Below are 19780 nucleotides of genomic sequence, written 5' to 3' on the forward strand. Positions count from 1 at the left end.
TTTGATCATAAAAGTGATTTATTTTCTTGAAAAAGTCTGTATCATCCGCCTCCTAGTTAGCCCATACTTAAAGAGCTTTTAAAGCTAACTAGAAACTCATAAAGCACCGAGTCAAAGGACCGCAAGTCACCCGACTTATTTCTTTCAACCCATATCAGAGATGGTAATTCGATATGAGCGTTTCTTCTGTAAACCCTGCCACTAATTCTACTAACGAATACTATTTGACTCGCCAAAGCCAGATGGAATCCAATGTTCGTAGCTATCCGCGTAAACTTCCACTTGCGATAGCAAAAGCTTTAGGTTGTTGGGTTACTGATGTTGAAGGTACAGAGTACCTCGATTGTTTAGCTGGGGCAGGAACATTGGCATTAGGCCATAATCATCCTGCGGTAATTCAAAGTATCCAAGATACACTTGCAAGTGGTCTCCCATTGCATACTTTGGATTTAACAACGCCTTTAAAAGATGCTTTCACTGAAGCACTACTTGAGCAATTACCTGGTGGTAAAGAAGAGTATTGCCTACAGTTCTGTGGTCCGTCTGGTGCAGATGGTACAGAAGCAGCAATTAAATTAGCAAAAACTTACACTGGTCGTAGCTCAGTAATCAGCTTCTCAGGTGGTTACCATGGTATGACTCACGGTTCTTTAGCAATGACAGGCAACTTGTCTGCGAAGAACGCTGTGAACGGCTTAATGCCAGGTGTTCAATTTATGCCGTATCCGCATGAATACCGTTGCCCATTAGGCATTGGTGGTGAAGCGGGTGTTGATGCATTAACGTATTATTTCGAAAACTTCATTGAAGACGTAGAAAGCGGTGTAACGAAACCTGCAGCTGTAATCTTGGAAGCAATCCAAGGCGAAGGCGGTGTAGTGACTGCACCTGTAAAATGGTTAAAGAAAATCCGCGAAGTGACTGAAAAGCACAACATCGTGTTGATTCTTGATGAAGTACAAGCGGGCTTTGCACGTTCAGGTAAAATGTTTGCCTTTGAACATGCAGGTATTGAGCCAGACGTTATTGTAATGTCTAAAGCGGTAGGTGGTAGCTTACCACTTGCAGTATTGGGCATTAAACGTAAGTTTGACGCATGGCAACCAGCGGGTCACACGGGTACATTCCGTGGTAACCAACTTGCTATGGGTACTGGTCTTGCAACAATCAAAACCATCAAAGAGCAAAATCTTGCGCAAAATGCACAAGAGCGTGGTGACTTCTTACAAGCTGAAATTAAAAAATTAGCGGTAGAATTCCCATGTATCGGCAACGTACGTGGCCGTGGTTTGATGATTGGTGTTGAAATTGTTGATGAACGTCAAAAAGCAGATCACATGGGTTCTTTACCAGGTGATTCTCAATTGGCAGCAGCAATTCAAGCAGCATGTTTTAACAACAAATTGTTGTTAGAAAAAGGTGGTCGTAACGGTACAGTCATTCGTTTACTTTGCCCATTGATCATTAACCAAGCTGAATGTGAAGAAGTGATCGTTCGCTTCAAGAAAGCACTTGCTGAAGCACTAGTTGCAGTTCGAGGCGCGTAATGGTTGATTTTGCAGAACATCGTAAAGCGTTATTCTGCAATGATGCACAATCTATTGCTGACTACCAGTCAGCAATGGGCGAAGCGGTAAAAGCCGTTTCTGCATGGTTGCAAAATGACAAAATGTACACCGGCGGTAGTATTAAAGAGCTTCGTAGTGCAATTGCATTCAATCCTTCTAAAGAAGGTATGGGTGTACAAAAATCACTAGACCGTATGGTTGAGCTGTTCTTAAACAAAAGCTTAAAAGTACATCACCCACATTCTTTAGCGCATTTGCATTGCCCAACGATGGTGACAAGCCAAATCGCTGAAGTACTGATCAACGCGACTAACCAATCTATGGACTCATGGGATCAAAGCCCTGCAGGTTCATTGATGGAAGTTCAATTGATTGATTGGCTTCGCCAAAAAGTTGGCTATGGTGCAGGTCAAGCAGGTGTATTCACCTCTGGCGGTACGCAGTCTAACTTAATGGGTGTTTTGCTTGCACGTGATGCATGTATTGCTAAAAACTGGAAAGACGAAAACGGTAACCCGTGGTCTGTTCAGCGTGATGGCGTACCTGCGGAAGCAATGCGTAACGTAAAAGTGATCTGTTCTGAAAATGCACACTTCTCTGTGCAAAAGAACATGGCCATGATGGGTATGGGTTTCCAATCTGTTGTCACTGTTCCTGTAGATGCAAATGCACGCATGGATATAGACGCGCTTGAGAAAACCATGGCGCACCTTCAAGCTGAAGGTAAAATTGTAGCATGTGTGGTTGCAACTGCGGGTACAACCGATGCAGGCGCAATTGACCCATTGAAAGAAGTGCGTGCAATCACCAACAAGTATGGCGCGTGGATGCATATCGACGCAGCATGGGGCGGTGCACTGATTCTTTCAAATGACTATCGTTCAATGTTAGATGGTATTGAACTGTCTGACTCGGTAACGCTTGATTTCCATAAGCATTACTTCCAAACGATTTCATGTGGCGCGTTCTTGCTGAAAGACGAAGCGAACTATCGTTTCATGCATTATGAAGCTGAGTATTTAAACTCTGCTTATGATGAAGAGCATGGCGTTCCTAACTTAGTATCTAAGTCACTACAAACAACTCGCCGTTTTGACGCGTTGAAATTGTGGATGACGGTTGAAGCGTTAGGTGAAGAGCTTTACGGTTCGATGATTGATCATGGTGTAGGTCTAACACGTGATGTTGCAGACTATATTACTGCCACTGACGGTCTAGAAATGCTGGTTGATCCTCAATTTGCATCGGTATTGTTCCGTGTAGTACCAGCAGGTTACCCAGCTGAATTGTTAGATACATTGAACCAAAACGTTGCAGACGAATTGTTTGCTCGGGGTGAAGCGAATATTGGTGTAACTAAAGTAGGTCAAGTTCAATCATTGAAAATGACGACTTTAAGTCCAGTAGCGACTTTAGACAACGTGAAGAATTTGCTTGCTCTTGTGCTAGCAGAAGCGGATCGTATCAAAGGCCCAATCGCTGATGGTACATATACACCTGCAATTGACTAATTGTCATTTTGTAATTGTAGAAGAAGGGGCTCGTAAGAGCTCCTTTTTTTTAAAAAATGAAAAGGCGCTTAATTTATTGCATGGCCGCAATTTTTCATTGAGTGATGATAGTTTACTGAGTAGGCAGATTGTTACTTTGAGGGATCAAAGTATCTAAAATCCTTCTCAGGTAAAAGGTACATCCATGTGACCATTACCTTATAGTGACATTCCTGTCGCCAGTCGCGATATTCATTGATGTTTATCATTTGATGAATGAGATACCACAATATTTATAACCAATATAAGGCTTGTAAAGGAGTTTCCCTCTCCTTGTAGGAGAGGGTTAGGGTGAGGTGAATGCAATACGATATTGATGTTATGCCGCAAATAATGGACTAAAACCTTTTTTACGCAATAATTTGCGGTACATGCTGGAACTGCGGTCCGCCGGGAAATGCGCTTCGATGCTTAAATCTAACGGTAAATATTCAGGCTTTTGTGATTCAGACACGAGACGGTCTTCCTCAAATATTTTCAGGTTAAAGTCATAAGCATCTTCTACAGGCAAGTCCTTATCATAATTACGGCAGATAGGCGCAAATAGGCGAGTAGAGCGGGCGGTCATCGGTGAAGCCGCATTCATAATTACTTGCTTGCTGTCGTTTGGAAAATGTATGGTGAGCGTTGCAGTAAAGGGTAGATGAATCTCAAAATGCCGCAGCCATTCAAAGCCTTCTTGTCCGCGCTGTTCTAATCCAATCGGGTAGCGCCCAACACTGCTCCAATAGTCTGCATTAAATCCTGTTTCAGTCTCAATGGTTTTATAGTCAGGCACTTCTACATTTTCAGGGTCGCCAAAGGTATCGGGATGTACCCAAGCAAAATGCGCGACATCAATGAAGCCTTCAAGCTGCCGGCCTGCAAAACATTGAAAATCGACCGTTGGACACACCAGTTGCTGAAACTCGGCTTCATCCCAATATGGCATTGCAGGGATATTCGGTGCAGCATCTTTGGCGGCAGTAAGTGAGCACCATATCAGTCCATAACGCTCAACAGCGGCATAAGTACGCAAGTTAAAGCGAGGTGAAATTTTGTGCTCAGGATGTGCAGGGATGCGGTTACAATGACCAGATTCACCAAAGCGTAAGCCATGATATCGGCAACTACCCCTAGACCATCATTTTTGCCTAAACTTAGGGGTACGCCGCGGTGTGGGCAGGCATCTTTAGCTACAATCAGTTCATCTCCCATTTTATAAATGACGAGCGGCATATCTAAAAGCATGGTGCCATAAGGCTGTTTTGTAATGTCTCGAGCGAGTGCAATCGGATACCAATATTTCGCAAGTAAGTGCCAGTCATGTTTTTCAAAAGTCATATGCACAGGCAAGTCTGGATTAAATGTCGCAATGGCTTTACTGGTTATTTTAGGCTCTGTTTTTATGTAAAGTTGCATATTGAGCTAACTAAAAATGTAATGAAATTTCAATTATTGGAATAACATGGAATAAAAAATCGAACATGCAAATGTGCATCATTCAGAAAAAGAGGACAATTTGAAAAAAGAAAATAAGACAAAATATGACAGTGACATGAATTCTTACGAATATCAAAGTAGAAATCAATAAGACCAATACTTTGATAAATTTCATTACGTATTGAAAAATAAAGAATTATATTTAAATCAATGAGCAATCATCAATTATCATAAAAGCGTCATAAAGATGTAACCTAACTGTCATACTCTAAAATCAAAATGCAGATATCGAAAAAGTACAAGACTTTAAAAATAAAAGTGGCGTACTCCAATAAATGCATCAATTAAGAGAGATGAGAATGCGCTTAAATCATATCGCACTTGCTATGGTACTCACTACTGGGGCAACAGTCGCTACAACTGCAAATGCAGCTCGTGACACGATCCAAATTGCTGGTTCTTCAACTGTACTGCCTTATGCAAGTATTGTTGCAGAAGAGTTTGGTAATACATTCCCACAATTTAAAGCACCTGTCGTAGGTTCAGGCGGTACTTCAGGTGGTTTGAAACAATTTTGTAATGGTGTAGGCGATAACACAATTGACGTTGCAAACGCATCTCGTAAAATTAAAGGTACTGAATTGGCCGCATGTAAAAAAGCGGGCGTTAACCAAATCTTAGAAATTAAAGTAGGTTATGACGGTATCGTGTTTGCATCAAACGCTAAAAAAGCCGCATTCAAACTTCGCCCACAGCACGTATTTGCTGCACTTGCTGCTGAATTACCTTCAAAAGGTAAATTGGTTCCAAACCCATACACACGTTGGAATCAAATCGACCCAACTTTACCAAACGAAGCAATCACTTTAGTTATTCCTGCATCAAACCATGGTACACGTGAAGTGTTCCAAGAAAAAATGGTCGATGCTGGCTGTGAAACTTACCAAGCATTTGCGAAGCTAGATAAAGATGCAAAGAAAAAGGCATGTTCTACATTCCGTAAAGATGGTCGTGTGATTGAAATCGCAGGTGACTATACAGAGACATTGGCACGCTTAAAAACTTCACCTAATGCGGTAGGGGTATTCGGTCTAGGTTTCTATGACCAAAACCGTGACAAGTTACGTGTAGCAACAGTGAATAATGTAGCGCCGTCTGAGAAGACAATTTTAAATGGTTCATACCCAGTATCTCGTCCATTGTTCTTCTATGTAAAGGGTGAGCACTTAAAATCAATTAAAGGCTTAAAAGAGTTCACAGAATTCTTCCTAAGTAAAAAAGTATCAGGTAAAGGTTCTAAGCTAGAAAAAGCAGGCTTAATTTCAATGTCTGATAAAGAGCGCGCTGTAGTTCTTGCAAACTTTAAAGCTGGTAAAGCAGTTAAATAATTGGATTGAAACAGCCAATGGCAGGATTGACCTGCCATTGGCTTTTTGCAAAGAAACAGTTTTTTCAAGAAGGGCTTTTGAAAAAACAGTGGAGATTACATGAATCTGCTACTAATTGGTGTGTTGCTCGCAATTATTGCAATCGCTTATCAAGTTGGACTGACCAAAAGTCGCAAACTTGCAGGTAAAGGCAATAACTCAGCAATGTTGCATTCACGACCGGGCTATTATGGTGTTTTGGTCGCTTTATGGTGTGGGATTCCCGCTTTTTTAATCTTGATTGTTTGGAACTTGGTTGAACCGAGTATTTTTCAACACGTTATTTTAAATAATGTCCCAGAAAATATTCGTTTAGGTTTAGATCCTGCAAGCACAAGCGTAATGGCTGACCGCGTCCAAGCGATTGCTTCTGGTTTTGGAGTAAGTGATACGCCAGCTGCATATGAACTTGCAGCAGCAGAACAGTTAAAGAAAATTGAAAACATCGGCTCATATGCAAAATTAGCCGTTGTGATTTGTGCGGCATTGATTGGTTTAGTTATGGCTAAACGCCGCATCGCAGAAAAATATCGTGCACGTAACCAAGTCGAAAAAGTTATTAATATCGCATTGGCACTGTGTTCGGGGGTCGCAATCCTGACAACAGTTGGCATTGTGATGTCAATGTTCAGTGAAGCCATGCGTTTCTTTAGTTTTGTCAGTCCACTCGATTTCTTCTTTGGTACTGAATGGAACCCAGGTTTTAGTACTTCGGGAAGTGCAGAAGGCAGCTATGGCTTATTACCTTTATTGTGGGGTACGCTCATGGTGAGTGGTATCGCTTTATTGGTAGCTGTTCCGGTTGGTCTGATGATTGCGATTTATTTGGCTGAATATGCAAAGCCAAGTTTCCGTGCTTGGGCAAAACCTGCCATAGAAGTTCTCGCAGGTATTCCAACCATCGTTTACGGTGTATTTGCCTTAATGATTATTGGACCCTTTGCAAAACAGCTTGGCGCATATATTGGACTCGATATTAATGCAACCAGTGCTCTAACAGCAGGCTTTGTGATGGGGATTATGATTATCCCATTCGTTTCATCATTATCTGATGACATCATTACTCAAGTTCCTCGCGCGCTTCGTGACGGTTCACTCGGTTTGGGTGCAACAAAATCAGAAACTATTCGCCAAGTAGTGATACCTGCAGCTTTGCCGGGCATTATCGGTGCATTCTTATTGGCAGCATCTCGTGCAATTGGTGAAACCATGATTGTGGTACTTGCAGCAGGGAACAGTCCTTTACTACACATTAATCCGCTCGAAGCAGTGTCTACAGTCACCATTACCATCGTAAACCAATTAACAGGTGATACAGACTTTGCGAGTCCTCAAGCATTGGTTGCTTTTGCACTCGGTTTAACACTGTTTGTGATTACCTTAGGGCTGAATATTGTTGCACTGTACATTGTGCGTAAATACCGTGAGCAATACGAATGAGTACGACGAATACATCAAACATGGATCAAAAATTTGATTCACATGCAGCCGCTGAGCTTCGTGAAAAACGTAAGAAAATCATTGAAAACTCTTTGGCGAAAAGACATCGTAAAGAAAAGACCTTCCGTGTCTTGGGCTTTAGTGCAGTAGTGACTGGTTTATTTTTCGTCGTGCTATTGTTTGGTAGTATTTTAGCCAAAGGTTTACCTGCATTTTGGCAAAGCTCAATGACGGTACCTGTGTTTTTTGATCCAAACATTGTCAAAGTTGGTGCGAAACCAATTCAAAAAGAAGGTGAATCACCTGCACAGTTCCAAGAGCGTTACATTGCTTGGCAAACTGAAATGGGCATGGTGGATTGGGATGCGCTCATCGTAAATGGCATCATAGCAAAAGATCCAGCGATTGCCTCACAACGTGATGATCTCAACAGTTTATATACAAGTTCAGAAGCTTATCGCTTACGTGACATGGTAATGGCAGATCCGTCATTGATTGGTCAAAAACAAGATTTTAAAATCCTTGCAGATGCTAATGTCGATGTCTGGTTGGCTGGTAATATTGACCGCAGCTTGCCTGATGAACAGCAACAATTGAGCCCAGAAGTACGCCAACTTGCAGATAAACTCAAAGCTGACGGTGTTATCACCAACTCATTTAATACTGAAATATTTAAAAATCCAGACTCTCGTAGCTCACCTGCAACTTCAGGTTTAGCAGGGGCGTTTATGGGGTCGTTATTTATGATGCTGATCGTGATCATTATTTCGATTCCAATCGGTGTAGCATCCGCAATTTACTTAGAAGAATTTGCACCTAAAAACTGGATTACCGATGTTGTCGAAGTCAACATTAACAACTTAGCAGCGGTTCCTTCGATTGTCTTTGGTTTGCTCGGTGCTGCGATTTTTATTGGTTGGATGCACATGCCGCTTTCGGCACCTGTGGTTGGTGGTTTGGTCTTGAGTTTAATGACACTACCAACCGTAATTATTACAACACGTGCATCTTTAAAAGCTGTTCCTCCATCGATCCGCCAAGCCGCTTTAGGTTTGGGTGCATCACGTTTACAAACTGTATTTCACCACGTCTTGCCACTGGCATTACCAGGTATCTTAACCGGTGCCATTATTGGTGTTGCGCAAGCCCTAGGAGAAACTGCTCCATTATTATTGATTGGTATGAGTGCCTTTGTGGCAAGTGTACCAGCCACTCCTTTAGATCAATCCACTGCATTACCTGTACAAATTTTCCTTTGGCAAGGTAATGAGCTACGTAACTTCTTTGAAGGACGTACCGCAGCAGCAATCATTGTACTTCTTGCTCTCATGATCGGCTTAAACAGTTTAGCCATCTGGTTACGTAAGAAATTTGAAGTACGCTGGTAATTGAGGGCATTATATGAATAGCGTCATTACAACTGAAAAGAATTCCTTATATCAGGATAAGTCCGTGAATCCAGAACAAACACAATTTACCTCTGCCCAAGGCAGCCAAAAACAAACCAATACTGCGTTTGTGTCACAATTCGATACGCAATCTAGCGCGAAAAAAGATGCGAAATCGAGCAATGTGAAAATCAGTACAAATGATGTGCATGTGTACTATGGCGAATCTGAAGCGATCAAAGGAATTGATCTGAATATTTATGAAAATGAAGTGATCGCCTTTATTGGACCGTCTGGTTGTGGTAAGTCAACGTTTCTACGTACGCTCAACCGTATGAATGACACGATTGATTCTTGTCGTGTGACAGGGCAAGTGCTCATGGATAATCAAGATATCTATGATCCAAATCTCGATGTGGTGTTACTTCGTGCCCAAGTGGGTATGGTTTTCCAAAAGCCGAACCCATTTCCTAAGTCAATTTTTGATAATGTCGCTTATGGTCCAAAACTTCATGGTTTGGCACGTGATAAATATGACATGGAAGAAATTGTAGAAAATAGCCTGCGTAAAGCGGGGCTTTGGGATGAAGTGAAAGATCGTTTGAACCAACCGGGTACGGGGCTTTCAGGTGGTCAGCAGCAACGTCTATGTATTGCGCGAACCATTGCAGTCAGTCCTGAAGTGATTTTGATGGATGAACCTTGTTCAGCACTCGATCCGATTGCAACTGCAAAAGTAGAAGAACTCATCACTGAACTTTCAGCGCAATATACCATTGCGATTGTGACGCACTCGATGCAACAAGCAGCACGTGTATCTGACCGTACCGCATATTTCCATTTGGGTGATTTGATTGAAGTGAATTCCACTGAAAAAGTCTTTACTCAACCGGATCATCAATTGACTGAAGCGTATATTACCGGGCGTTTTGGCTAATCTAGTCTGTCTAAAAAAGAGCCGAAAGGCTCTTTTTTTATGAAGTCAATAATTAGGTCAAAAAGTCTTGATAAAAATAAAATGCTCAATTTGGCTCAATGAGAATTATTTTCAAAAAATAGATTGAATTTTTGTGATGCAACCCACATGTTATACAACATAAATATGAATTAAATGAGTTTCAATTTTATGCTATTTCATAATCCCAAGTTGCCTGCGGAAATTCGTGTAAGCCATTTAAATGCACGTATTAATGAACAACGAAAAAAAATTGCGCAAACGACTGCATCTAAACTTGAGCTGCTGCAACTAAGCCAACAATTATCAAAAGAAGCGCGCGCACGTAAAAAGAATAACCAAAAAATTTATGTAATCGATTTTAATGGTGATACCGCTGCATCTGCGGTAACAAGTCTACGTGAAGAAATTACCCTAATCTTAGCGACAGCAAAAGCTGGGCGCGACCGCGTGGTTTTACGTTTAGAGAGCCCAGGCGGGATGGTGCATGGCTATGGTTTAGCTGCAGCACAATTGGTACGTTTACGTGATGCTGGATTTAACTTAACCATTTGTGTGGACAAAGTTGCTGCAAGTGGTGGCTATATGATGGCCTGCATTGCAAATGAAATAGTTTCAGCTCCATTTGCAGTTGTGGGATCGATTGGCGTGGTTGCACAAGTGCCAAACTTTAACCGTTTATTGAAAGAAAAACATATCGATTTTGAACTGTATACAGCAGGTCAGTTCAAACGTACCGTCACTATGTTTGGTGAAAATACGGCTGAAGGTAAAGCCAAATTTGAAGAAGAGTTGCAGCAAACGCATAACTTGTTTAAACACTTTGTTGAAAAATACCGTCCTCAGCTTAATGTCGATAAAGTTGCAACAGGTGAGCATTGGTATGGTCAAGATGCCATTGATCTTAATCTAGTCGATAAGCTCCAAACGTCAGATGAATATCTGTTAAGTCTCATGCCACAACATGATGTATATATGATTGAAACCCGCAAAAAGCCAACGCTTGGTGAGAAGTTAGGCTTACAAGCAGCACAAATTGCGGACTCATTGGTTCCTGCAGTCATGTCTAAAGTGATGGAGTCATTGAGTAAAGCCAATTCGAGTCTTGTGCAGTTGCGTGATCCAAAGCTTTAATTCTTTAAGTTTAAAAGCCAATCCAAAGATTGGCTTTTAATGGTTGGGTTTCTCAAATAAAGGGCTTTAAAACTGAAATCTGTATTTAATTTTCGTTTGATATTATTATTTTTTATCCTTACTTCTTTTTTAGTTTTTGACTATATTTCTAATAATCAGCAGTCTGAGGAAATTAAAATAACGGATAGCCAACACCCAATAAATTTAGAATTGAAGCAAAAGGCCCAAGAAATTTTTGGCAATATTCTTATATTGGAAGGAAGTTATAGTTCTTACTCCTCGCATGATGTACTTTATAGTATCCATTATAAAGATTTCAGTATTGCTGATTTTTTAATTTATCATGATGAAATTTTGAAGAAAAACGAATGGGTTTTTCTGAAAAAAATGGCCCAGTCATATATTTATTGTCAAAATAGTCGCCAGTTAGAGATTATTCCCCCGAAGATATTAATTAAAAATGTAGATAATGAAGAGGGGGATATCATTAGACAATTGGATGAAGAATGGAATATTAATTTTTATCATTCAAGAAATAGCCATTTTAGTCAGTGTTCGAAATATGATAATTCTCATGAATGAAATAAATAATACGGTTCTTTTTTGTTTAATTATAATGTGTGAGTAATTATTCTGGGACTGGAAGAGTGTTCCTAGTAAAAATAGCATTTTAGGTAGTTAGAAGCTTATCTTTTAGCATATGTTGTCTTTTTAAACCTTATATTTTTATGAATCTAGAAGATTACCCAATACTTAGTAATACGAATCAACTCATATATTACATTGGCTTTTTCTATGCCAAAATTACTCAATAAATAATTATATATTAGGGTTTGTCTGTTCAGCACCAATTTGATAAGGTACTTAACTAATTATTTATTAGATGTTTATTACATAATAACACTGAGGGCGAAATGACAAAAATTGTCGTGATATCGAAGAAAGATCAAACGATTTTAAAAGAAACTCATGCCAACAAAATACAAATATCTCAACCTTCAATTATTCAGTTAGAACTCAAGCCAATCGATATTCAATCGATCCATCGAGTAGGGAATCAATGTGTGATTACCCTGAAAAATGGTCAAAAAATCGTGATTGATGATTTTTATACAGCTGACTTTGGCTCTGATAATTCTTTGGTTTTACATAGTGGGCCAGAGCAATTTGAGCTGGTTGAAATTGATGTCGATGGCAAAACGGTGAGCTATCGCTCTGTGAATGAATTTATGCAACCTTTAGCTGCATCGACACAGTTAAATCAAGCGACAACACCTGCTCAAGCTACGGAAGTTGCAAGTGAGGATGATGGTTCGCCATCACTACTTAAGGCAGGATTGGCGATCTTGGGTGCAGAAGCGGTATACCTGCTGGCATTTGACAAAGAAGATGATAAATCCTCTAGCAATGACAAAACAGCGCCAAGTACGCCAACTGGAAGTTTTGATAGTGACGGAAAAGTCGTGTCCGGTAAGGCGGAAGTGGGTGTAACGGTTTATATCGTAGATGCGAAAGGCAATACGATTGGTCAATCTAAAGCAGATGCCGATGGCAACTATAAAATTACTTTAGATGACGCGATTACAGACGGCAATCGCGTGATTTTGTACGCGAAAGACAAGGCGAGAAATAGTTCTCAATCGACGATTTTAACGGGTAGTAAAGATACGATCGCCCCAGACGCTGCAAATGCACAAGTGGATGAAAGCGGTAAGTTTGTCTCTGGTTTTGCCGAAGCGGGTTCAAAAGTTTATGTTTATGCTGCAGATGGCACAACGCTTTTAGGTGGGCCTGTGACTGCGGCAAGTGATGGCAATTTCTCCATTGCATTAAGTAATACTTTACAAGCAGGTGAGACGGCTAAAGTCATTGTAGAAGATAAAGCCGGCAACAAATCTGAAGCGCAGTCAGTTGAGATGGGCAAAGATACGCTTCGACCTGATCAACCTAAGATTGAAGTGAATAAAGCCGGAACTGAACTGGTTGGTACTGCCGAAGCCAATAGCACCATTCAAATATTAGATGCAAATTTACAAGTCATTGCTACCACTACGGTAGATGCCAATGGTCAATTTAAACTAACATTGTCCCCAGCACTGTCGGATAGTAATAAGACAACCATTATTGTGGTTGATGCGGCAGGCAATCAATCGATACCGTTAAATGTCACTGCTGGAACGGATAATACGGCACCCGTTGCACCAACAGCAACAATCAATACAGATGGTACAGAAGTGTCGGGAAGCGCTGAAATTGGTGCCAAAATTACCATTAAAAACAGTGCAGGAAATACGCTTGGTACTGCAACTGTAGGCGACGATGGGCGCTATACGGTGAAATTAAGCAGCGCAATAACAGATAATAATGTTGTCCAAGTGACTGCGACAGATGCGGCTGGCAATAGCTCAAAGAGCACGCAAGTCATTGGAACAAAGGACACGATTGCTCCTTCCGCGCCGACATTGACGACTGTGTATGATGATCGCGATACTACAAAGCTCACCATTAAGCAGGGTGAGAGCACTCAAGATTCAACCCCAAGTTTTGAAGGTAAAGGTGAGGCCAATGCCACGATTACCATTTATAAAAATGGCGTCGCTGTAGCAACAGTCAAAGCGGATACTAGTGGGAAATGGTTGTATACACCAGAATCTGACTTAGCGGCAGGTAAGTATAGCTATAGTTTTACCCAAACGGATCTGGCTGGAAATACCAGTGCCAAAAGCTCAGCATTTGATTTTACCGTTGAAGCGATGACAGTTGCCAAAGTGAGTTTATTCTTGATGTCAGAAGAACAGGCTTCGGTTGAATTACATGATCAGGCATCACTGTTAACAGGTGATAATACTGTGTTTGATGTACTTGCACAGCAAAGTGTTTCGAGCTTTGGCTTAAATGAAACAAGCTCTTTTATTTCTGATGATCAAATCAATTTGAACAGCTTATTGATCAATCAAGAGCCAAACAATGCTCTTGATGTAATATCAGATGATTCATCTTATTTAAATGCGTCTATCAACCCTGTATCGGGTGGGACAGCAGTTTCGAATGCAGCGTTCCAAACAGCGTGGGGCACTTTAGATCCGTTAGATCAATCCTTAAATGTGCTACCACTCTATTAATAATTAATACATCCATTCATGAATATAGCGATAAAAAAAGCACTCTGATGAGTGCTTTTTTTATTTAGGATTTTTTCTGATTGAAATATAAAAGGCCGCCAGTGATCATCGCACCAAGTGTTGCAAGTAGCATATCTTTATGTGCATCCCAAATATCACCTTGTTGCCCATTGTAATTTTCAGCTTCCTCTGGTGATAAGCCAATGGCAATCAGCCATTCGATCCATTCATAAAATAAACTGGTCGCCATGACGAATTGTACGACCAATAAAAAGAGTGTTCCGGCTTTTAACTGCGGTAGCCAGATTTGAAATATGCGATAAAAGAACGGGTAGAGCAGCAAACCATAGGCAAGATGTACAAGCCGATCATACATATTCCGACTCCATCCCATGCTTTGGTCAAGATTGAAACCGAGGAGAGCTTGTGTCCATTCAGAATAAGGCACATAAGAATATAAATAATGGGCACCAATGACATGAATCAGTAAAAAGCCAAGATACAGGCAAACTGTTGTGAAAGTTAGCCCTATTTTATAGAGGAAAACGAGTAACACGATCAGCATAAACGCTGTGCCGATTTGATGGAGGATATACGCTTCCATTTCTAAAGGTTGGATACTGGCGATCACAATGGCAAGAGTTAATAACGCAAAAGCTAAGATGTGCTTAAGTTTTAATTTGAAATCAATCATGAAAAGGCAAAGCTCAAATTTTTTATCGGTGTGCAATGTTTATAATTCGCGGCAAGTATAGCCATAATGCGATGAAAAGTGTTAGTTAGACGGTGCTAGAATTTGTGCATTATTTTTTCAAATGTCTTTAGTTTGCGGCTGGGGATATGTATTTTTAAAAAGATTGTATTAAACTCAGATGAATATCGATGTTTAAGTATTTGGAAGTAACTATGGCCGTTGTTGAGGCATTTATTGCGACTCAAAATTGTTATTTTAACTATGAGTTTGAAGAACTTAATTTAACAGATGATTTTCCAGAAGAGCTCTCTGTATCTTTGCGCGGCATGATGTTTCGCCATGAAATTCAGTATCCCAATGCCACATATTATGTTTATTACTCAGATGTTTTAACAGGCTGTGAATTACAACGGATGAAAGATGATTGGGCGAAATATTGCCCTGCAGAATAAAATTACGTCTAAATTTTCTATCTCCTTGCGGAGCATGCTCTTCATCCCAAAGGGAGTAGGAGTATATAGGTGGAAACAAAAAACGAGGCATGATGCCTCGTTTTTTTGATCTATCTAAAATCAGATTTTAGAAATCAGATCTTAGAAATTAAATCAGCAACTTGTTTTGCTTGAGTCGATGCATTACCTGTATAAGTTGCAGGTGTCATTTCTGCAAGGCGTGCACGGTCAGCAGCTGGAACAGCTTCTAATTCGTTACCATTTACGAAGTCAACCATCATTTCGCGGGTCATTGCTTGGCCACGAGTAAGGGCTTTTAATTTTTCGTAAGGTTTTTCAACGTTATAACGACGCATAACAGTTTGAATCGGTTCTGCAAGAACTTCTTGAGCGTGATCAAGGTCTTCAAGAATACGTGCAGCATTTAATTCAAGTTTACCAATACCTTTAGAGCAAGCTTCAAATGCGATCAAACTTTGTGCAAAACCAACGCCCATGTTACGTAGAACAGTAGAGTCAGTTAAGTCACGCTGCCAGCGAGATACAGGAAGTTTTTCGCCTAAATGCGCAAGTACTGCATTTGCAATACCCAAGTTACCTTCAGAGTTTTCGAAGTCAATTGGGTTTACTTTATGCGGCATAGTTGAAGAACCAACTTCGCCTTCTTTCAAACGTTGTTTGAAGAAACCAAGTGAAATGTAGCCCCAAACGTCACGGTTAAAGTCGATTAAGATTGTGTTGAAACGACGTAGCGCATCAAAAAGTTCCGCCATGTAGTCATGTGGTTCGATTTGAGTGGTGTACGGGTTAAATTCTAAACCTAATGATTCAACAAATGCTTGTGAATGAGCAGGCCAGTTAATTTCTGGGTAAGCAGAGTAGTGCGCGTTGTAGTTACCTACTGCACCATTGATTTTACCAAGTAATTCAACTTGTTTGAATTGTTTGATTTGACGTGCAAGGCGGTAAGCCACGTTCGCCATTTCTTTACCCAAAGTTGTTGGGCTTGCAGTTTGACCGTGTGTACGAGACAACATTGGTTGTTCAGCGTGTTGTTCAGCCAAAGCAACGATTGAATCGATGATTTGCTGCATTGCTGTAACTAAAACTTCACGGCCATTTTTAAGCATTAAAGCGTGAGACAAGTTGTTGATGTCTTCAGATGTACATGCGAAGTGAATGAATTCGCCTGCATTTTTAAGCTCATCGATATGTGCGATTTGCTCTTTTAAGAAGTACTCAACGGCTTTTACGTCATGGTTTGTTGTACGTTCAATTTCTTTAATGCGGTTTGCATTGTCTTCAGAGAAGTTCGCAACAATTGCATCAAGTGCTGCATTTGTTTCAGCGCTGAATGCAGGAACTTCAGTGATTTCTGGACGGTTCGCAAGCGCTTGTAACCAACGCACTTCAACAGTCACACGAGCATGGATTAAACCAAACTCAGAGAGGAAAGGACGTAGAGCATCACATTTGCTAGCGTAGCGTCCATCTAATGGAGAAAGTGCGGTTAAAGCGTTCATAGCGATTCCTTAAACATTGGAATTAAACGTAAAACAAAGTTCATCACAGCCATCAGTTAAACCACCTGATACTGTAAACGAGCGAGATCTTGAATATCTTGGAGCAGCTTACGCTTGCTGAAAATCATACCCCACGAGCTACCGCCGAGCTGACGCCACAAGTGAGCCATTTGTAAGCCTGTGAATAATGTCGCGCGAATGCGATTGGTATGTGCTGTATCTTTAAATGCTTCAGCGTTGCCTCGAACCATAATGCGAGGATTGATCGAACCCGCAGTTTCAATATAGGTTTGGGCAAGGTTTGCAATGATACTTGGATGTAAATAATTATTATCGAAAAATGAAAGCTGTCTTAGGATTTTTTGTTGGGATTGTTCAATAATTTCAACGAACTTCGGATTGCTATACACTTTCTTTTCTAATTGCAATAAAGTCATTGCATAGGTCATTGGAAGTTTAGTATTTGCAAGTTTAGGCAATCTAGATTTTGGGGAAGTGTTAAATGGCTGGGTAATGCTGCTTTCTAAAGTTTTTAAACCGAGAGAAATATCCGCCAATTTATCAAAAAAATCGAGCGTTTGATTGGACTGATTGGATTTAGGACGGATATTCAAACTGGCTTTGATGAGATGTTCAAAATAAAAATTACCGCTTTCACCAATACTTTGCGTACCCGTCAATGCGGTCATATGGGTTAGCTGTGTCGCTTGAAAAACAGCAGCTAACGCCAATGCGCGATTTTGGCGAGTATTCAGAGTTTGAGGCTGTTGAAACGGTAACTCTGTCATCCGAAACAATCCTTATTCAATAAAATCCGGTTTAGGGGCATTGGTATGATGAATCACACCACCACCTAAACAAACTTCACCGGTGTAGAACACCACACTTTGACCCGGTGTAACAGCACGTTGTGGCTCATCGAACTCGACACGCACACCATTTGGCGCTGTAGAGTCTTTAAATAATGTACAGTCTTGGTCAGGCTGACGATAACGAGTTTTCGCTGTGCAGCGGAAACCTGATTCAGGAATCTCTTGTTCGCCAGCCACCCAATCAATCGCTTCAGACCATAAAATGGTGCTTTGCATGAGTGGATGTTCATGACCTTGACCAACGACTAGGCGGTTACCTTCGATATCTTTATGCAGTACAAACCAAGCGCCTTCTTCAGCACCTTTTAGACCACCAAGACCGATGCCACCACGTTGGCCGAGCGTATAGTACATTAAGCCGTGATGTTCACCAACCTCTTTACCCGTGTCTAAGACGATTTTTCCGGGTTGAGCAGGTAAATATTGCTTTAAGAAGTCATTAAATCGACGTTCGCCAATAAAACAAATTCCTGTTGAATCTTTTTTCTTCGCGGTGATTAGACCTAATTCTTCAGCGATTTTACGTACTTGTGGTTTTTCAATTTCACCCACAGGGAACAAGGTCTTGTTAATTTCACGACCATGCACTGCATGTAGGAAATAGGTTTGGTCTTTATTTTGATCTACGCCACGCAGTAGAGGGGCATACTCTTCACCACGTGAATTTTTTAGCGTTTCACCACGACGGCAATAGTGGCCTGTCGCAATAAAGTCAGCTCCTAAGTTCACAGCATGGTCTAGAAATGCACGGAATTTAATTTCTTTGTTGCAGAGAATATCTGGGTTTGGTGTACGACCTGCGGCATATTCTTCTAAGAAATGCTCAAAGACACGGTCCCAATATTCCATCGCAAAGTTTGCGGTATGAAGTTTGATACCAATTTTGTCACAAACGGCTTGAGCATCGGCAAGATCTTCCATTGCCGTACAGTATTCCGTGCCGTCATCTTCTTCCCAGTTTTTCATGAAAAGACCTTCAACTTGATAACCTTGTTGAAGTAAAAGTGCTGCAGATACAGAAGAATCTACACCACCAGACATACCGACGATGACACGTTGTTGCATAGGATTAAGCATCCAAATTTGAAATTAAGGGAGAATTTTGGTGCTCGTAAATGAGCGATAAAGGAAATTTTTGACCTGAAAGAGCATCTTGTACAGCTTTGATGACTAATGGACTGCGCGCACGAGCAGACTCAATGAGTTCATCAAGCGTCATCCATACTGCACCGACAATACCTGTGTCTAATTGTGCATCGGCATGGTGCTGAATGTCTTTAGCTAAGAAACAGAAACGGAAATAAGTACGATCAGGGAACATCGGGGGAGTATAAGTATATATGCCTAGAAGGTTCGTGATTTCTACATCGTGACCTGTTTCTTCCATGGTTTCTCGAATGGCTGCTTCAATGATGGTTTCGCCAGCTTCGACATGACCTGCTGGTTGATTAAATACAGTATGGGTCACACCTTCTGTATGTTCTTCAACAAATAGGAATTTTCCGTCTTTTTCAACGACTGTCGCAACAGTGACGTGAGCAGTCCAAGCGGTCATAGAAAAGCACCATGGGGTAAAAACGCTATTCTACAAAATTTAGGGAGCGGTGGCTATGATTGATTTTTTCTTAATTTCCTTGAATGCGTTTCAATATTGAAGTAAGAAGAACGTGGAGGAATCTTGTAAGATAAATCCATTGTACATATTTTCACACTGAAAATTATTTTGAGAATTAGATGAAAATACTAAGTTTATTTATATTTGTTATGTTAATGGTTAGTTGTACGGCAAAAAGCGGTGCTGATGAAAATTTGTTGCTTGTAGATGATGCAATTCTCGACGTTAAACAAACGCTGCCAAAGAAAAATAATGCATATACAGTTTGGAAAGATATATACAGAGATGGTGCAACTATTAAATTAATATATCAGATGGATAATTATACATTTCCAAAAGATAAAATATATTTGTTAGAAGAGTATGCAAAATCAGATTCTGTAAAGAATGTTATTTGCAAATCTTTATTGGAAACATTTGGTTGGGATTATTCTGTAGAGTCAATTACATATGATATGAATGATACAGTTTTATTTTCTTTTGTTTATAGTGGCTTTGTTGCACAAACCTATCTGTAAAGGCTTTTTCAGCGATATAATTTTCAAATGAAGAAGCCTGCACACAAAATCTACCGCACAACCAATTGGCCCGCATATAACCGAGCACTTATGAGTCGCG

Annotated in this window: 16 protein-coding genes and 1 pseudogene; 11 read left to right on the forward strand and 6 right to left on the reverse strand. The window is 40.6% G+C overall.

Annotation, left to right across the window (positions count from 1 at the left end):
• The first annotated feature begins 173 nt into the window (after positions 1-173).
• Together FTU80_RS02710 and FTU80_RS02715 are read left to right on the forward strand one after the other, a co-directional pair.
• Positions 174-1547, forward strand: a complete 1374-nt coding sequence (locus tag FTU80_RS02710; protein ID WP_180084162.1) for a diaminobutyrate--2-oxoglutarate transaminase — start codon at positions 174-176, stop codon at positions 1545-1547.
• On the forward strand, positions 1547-3079 hold the full coding sequence (locus FTU80_RS02715; RefSeq protein ID WP_180084164.1) for an aspartate aminotransferase family protein: 1533 nt from the start codon (positions 1547-1549) through the stop codon (positions 3077-3079). Before FTU80_RS02710 ends, FTU80_RS02715 begins: the two co-directional genes overlap by 1 nt.
• Before the next feature lie 358 nt (positions 3080-3437).
• Here FTU80_RS02715 and FTU80_RS02720 read toward each other — a convergent pair.
• Positions 3438-4489 (reverse strand): annotated as a pseudogene (locus tag FTU80_RS02720) (Rieske 2Fe-2S domain-containing protein).
• Between the two features lie 410 nt (positions 4490-4899).
• Here FTU80_RS02720 and FTU80_RS02725 point away from each other — a divergent pair.
• The 7 genes from FTU80_RS02725 (at position 4900) to FTU80_RS02755 (ending at position 14006) form a co-directional block, all read left to right on the forward strand.
• Positions 4900-5928 carry a substrate-binding domain-containing protein gene (locus FTU80_RS02725; protein ID WP_180084166.1) on the forward strand — a complete coding sequence of 343 codons (1029 nt, stop codon included), beginning with the start codon at positions 4900-4902 and terminating at the stop codon, positions 5926-5928.
• A gap of 99 nt (positions 5929-6027) precedes the next feature.
• On the forward strand, positions 6028-7407 hold the full coding sequence (gene pstC, locus FTU80_RS02730) for a phosphate ABC transporter permease subunit PstC (protein ID WP_180084168.1): 1380 nt from the start codon (positions 6028-6030) through the stop codon (positions 7405-7407).
• The gene (pstA, locus tag FTU80_RS02735; RefSeq protein WP_078191850.1) at positions 7404-8795 is read left to right on the forward strand and encodes a phosphate ABC transporter permease PstA; all 1392 of its coding nucleotides are present in this window, start codon (positions 7404-7406) and stop codon (positions 8793-8795) included. Before pstC ends, pstA begins: the two co-directional genes overlap by 4 nt.
• A gap of 13 nt (positions 8796-8808) precedes the next feature.
• Complete coding sequence (pstB, locus tag FTU80_RS02740) at positions 8809-9732, forward strand: phosphate ABC transporter ATP-binding protein PstB (protein WP_218948527.1); 924 nt, start codon at positions 8809-8811, stop codon at positions 9730-9732.
• Positions 9733-9921: 189 nt separating this feature from the next.
• On the forward strand, positions 9922-10884 hold the full coding sequence (sohB, locus tag FTU80_RS02745; protein ID WP_078190186.1) for a protease SohB: 963 nt from the start codon (positions 9922-9924) through the stop codon (positions 10882-10884).
• A 96-nt stretch (positions 10885-10980) separates the two neighbouring features.
• Positions 10981-11466: a hypothetical protein gene (locus tag FTU80_RS02750; RefSeq protein ID WP_180084170.1), complete on the forward strand. Its 486-nt coding sequence runs from the start codon at positions 10981-10983 to the stop codon at positions 11464-11466.
• A gap of 332 nt (positions 11467-11798) precedes the next feature.
• Positions 11799-14006 (forward strand): Ig-like domain-containing protein, encoded by a 2208-nt coding sequence (locus FTU80_RS02755; RefSeq protein ID WP_180084171.1) that lies wholly within the window; start codon positions 11799-11801, stop codon positions 14004-14006.
• 64 nt (positions 14007-14070) lie between these two features.
• Here FTU80_RS02755 and FTU80_RS02760 read toward each other — a convergent pair whose 3' ends face one another.
• On the reverse strand, positions 14071-14700 hold the full coding sequence (locus FTU80_RS02760; RefSeq protein ID WP_180084172.1) for a DUF2238 domain-containing protein: 630 nt from the start codon (positions 14698-14700) through the stop codon (positions 14071-14073).
• 212 nt (positions 14701-14912) lie between these two features.
• Here FTU80_RS02760 and FTU80_RS02765 point away from each other — a divergent pair, with 212 nt between their 5' ends.
• Positions 14913-15152, forward strand: a complete 240-nt coding sequence (locus FTU80_RS02765) for a hypothetical protein (protein ID WP_180060146.1) — start codon at positions 14913-14915, stop codon at positions 15150-15152.
• Between the two features lie 134 nt (positions 15153-15286).
• Here the strand turns inward: FTU80_RS02765 and purB are convergent, their stop codons facing one another.
• Genes purB through FTU80_RS02785 form a run of 4 tightly spaced genes read right to left on the reverse strand, consistent with a single transcriptional unit; the run spans position 15287 to position 19102 of the window.
• Positions 15287-16675 carry an adenylosuccinate lyase gene (gene purB / locus FTU80_RS02770; protein ID WP_180084173.1) on the reverse strand — a complete coding sequence of 463 codons (1389 nt, stop codon included), beginning with the start codon at positions 16673-16675 and terminating at the stop codon, positions 15287-15289.
• 56 nt (positions 16676-16731) lie between these two features.
• Positions 16732-17463, reverse strand: a complete 732-nt coding sequence (hflD, locus tag FTU80_RS02775) for a high frequency lysogenization protein HflD (RefSeq protein WP_067762779.1) — start codon at positions 17461-17463, stop codon at positions 16732-16734.
• Positions 17464-17475: 12 nt separating this feature from the next.
• A complete protein-coding gene (gene mnmA, locus FTU80_RS02780) occupies positions 17476-18612 on the reverse strand; it encodes a tRNA 2-thiouridine(34) synthase MnmA (protein ID WP_180084174.1) in 1137 nt (378 codons plus the stop codon).
• 4 nt (positions 18613-18616) lie between these two features.
• Positions 18617-19102, reverse strand: coding sequence for an NUDIX hydrolase (locus FTU80_RS02785; protein WP_180084175.1), 486 nt, complete (start codon positions 19100-19102; stop codon positions 18617-18619).
• Between the two features lie 179 nt (positions 19103-19281).
• Here FTU80_RS02785 and FTU80_RS02790 point away from each other — a divergent pair, with 179 nt between their 5' ends.
• A complete protein-coding gene (locus FTU80_RS02790) occupies positions 19282-19680 on the forward strand; it encodes a hypothetical protein (RefSeq protein ID WP_180084176.1) in 399 nt (132 codons plus the stop codon).
• Positions 19681-19780 lie beyond the last annotated feature (100 nt).

The sequence above is a fragment of the Acinetobacter sp. YH12145 genome, assembly GCF_013418335.1.
Classification (GTDB): Bacteria; Pseudomonadota; Gammaproteobacteria; order Pseudomonadales; family Moraxellaceae; genus Acinetobacter; species Acinetobacter amyesii.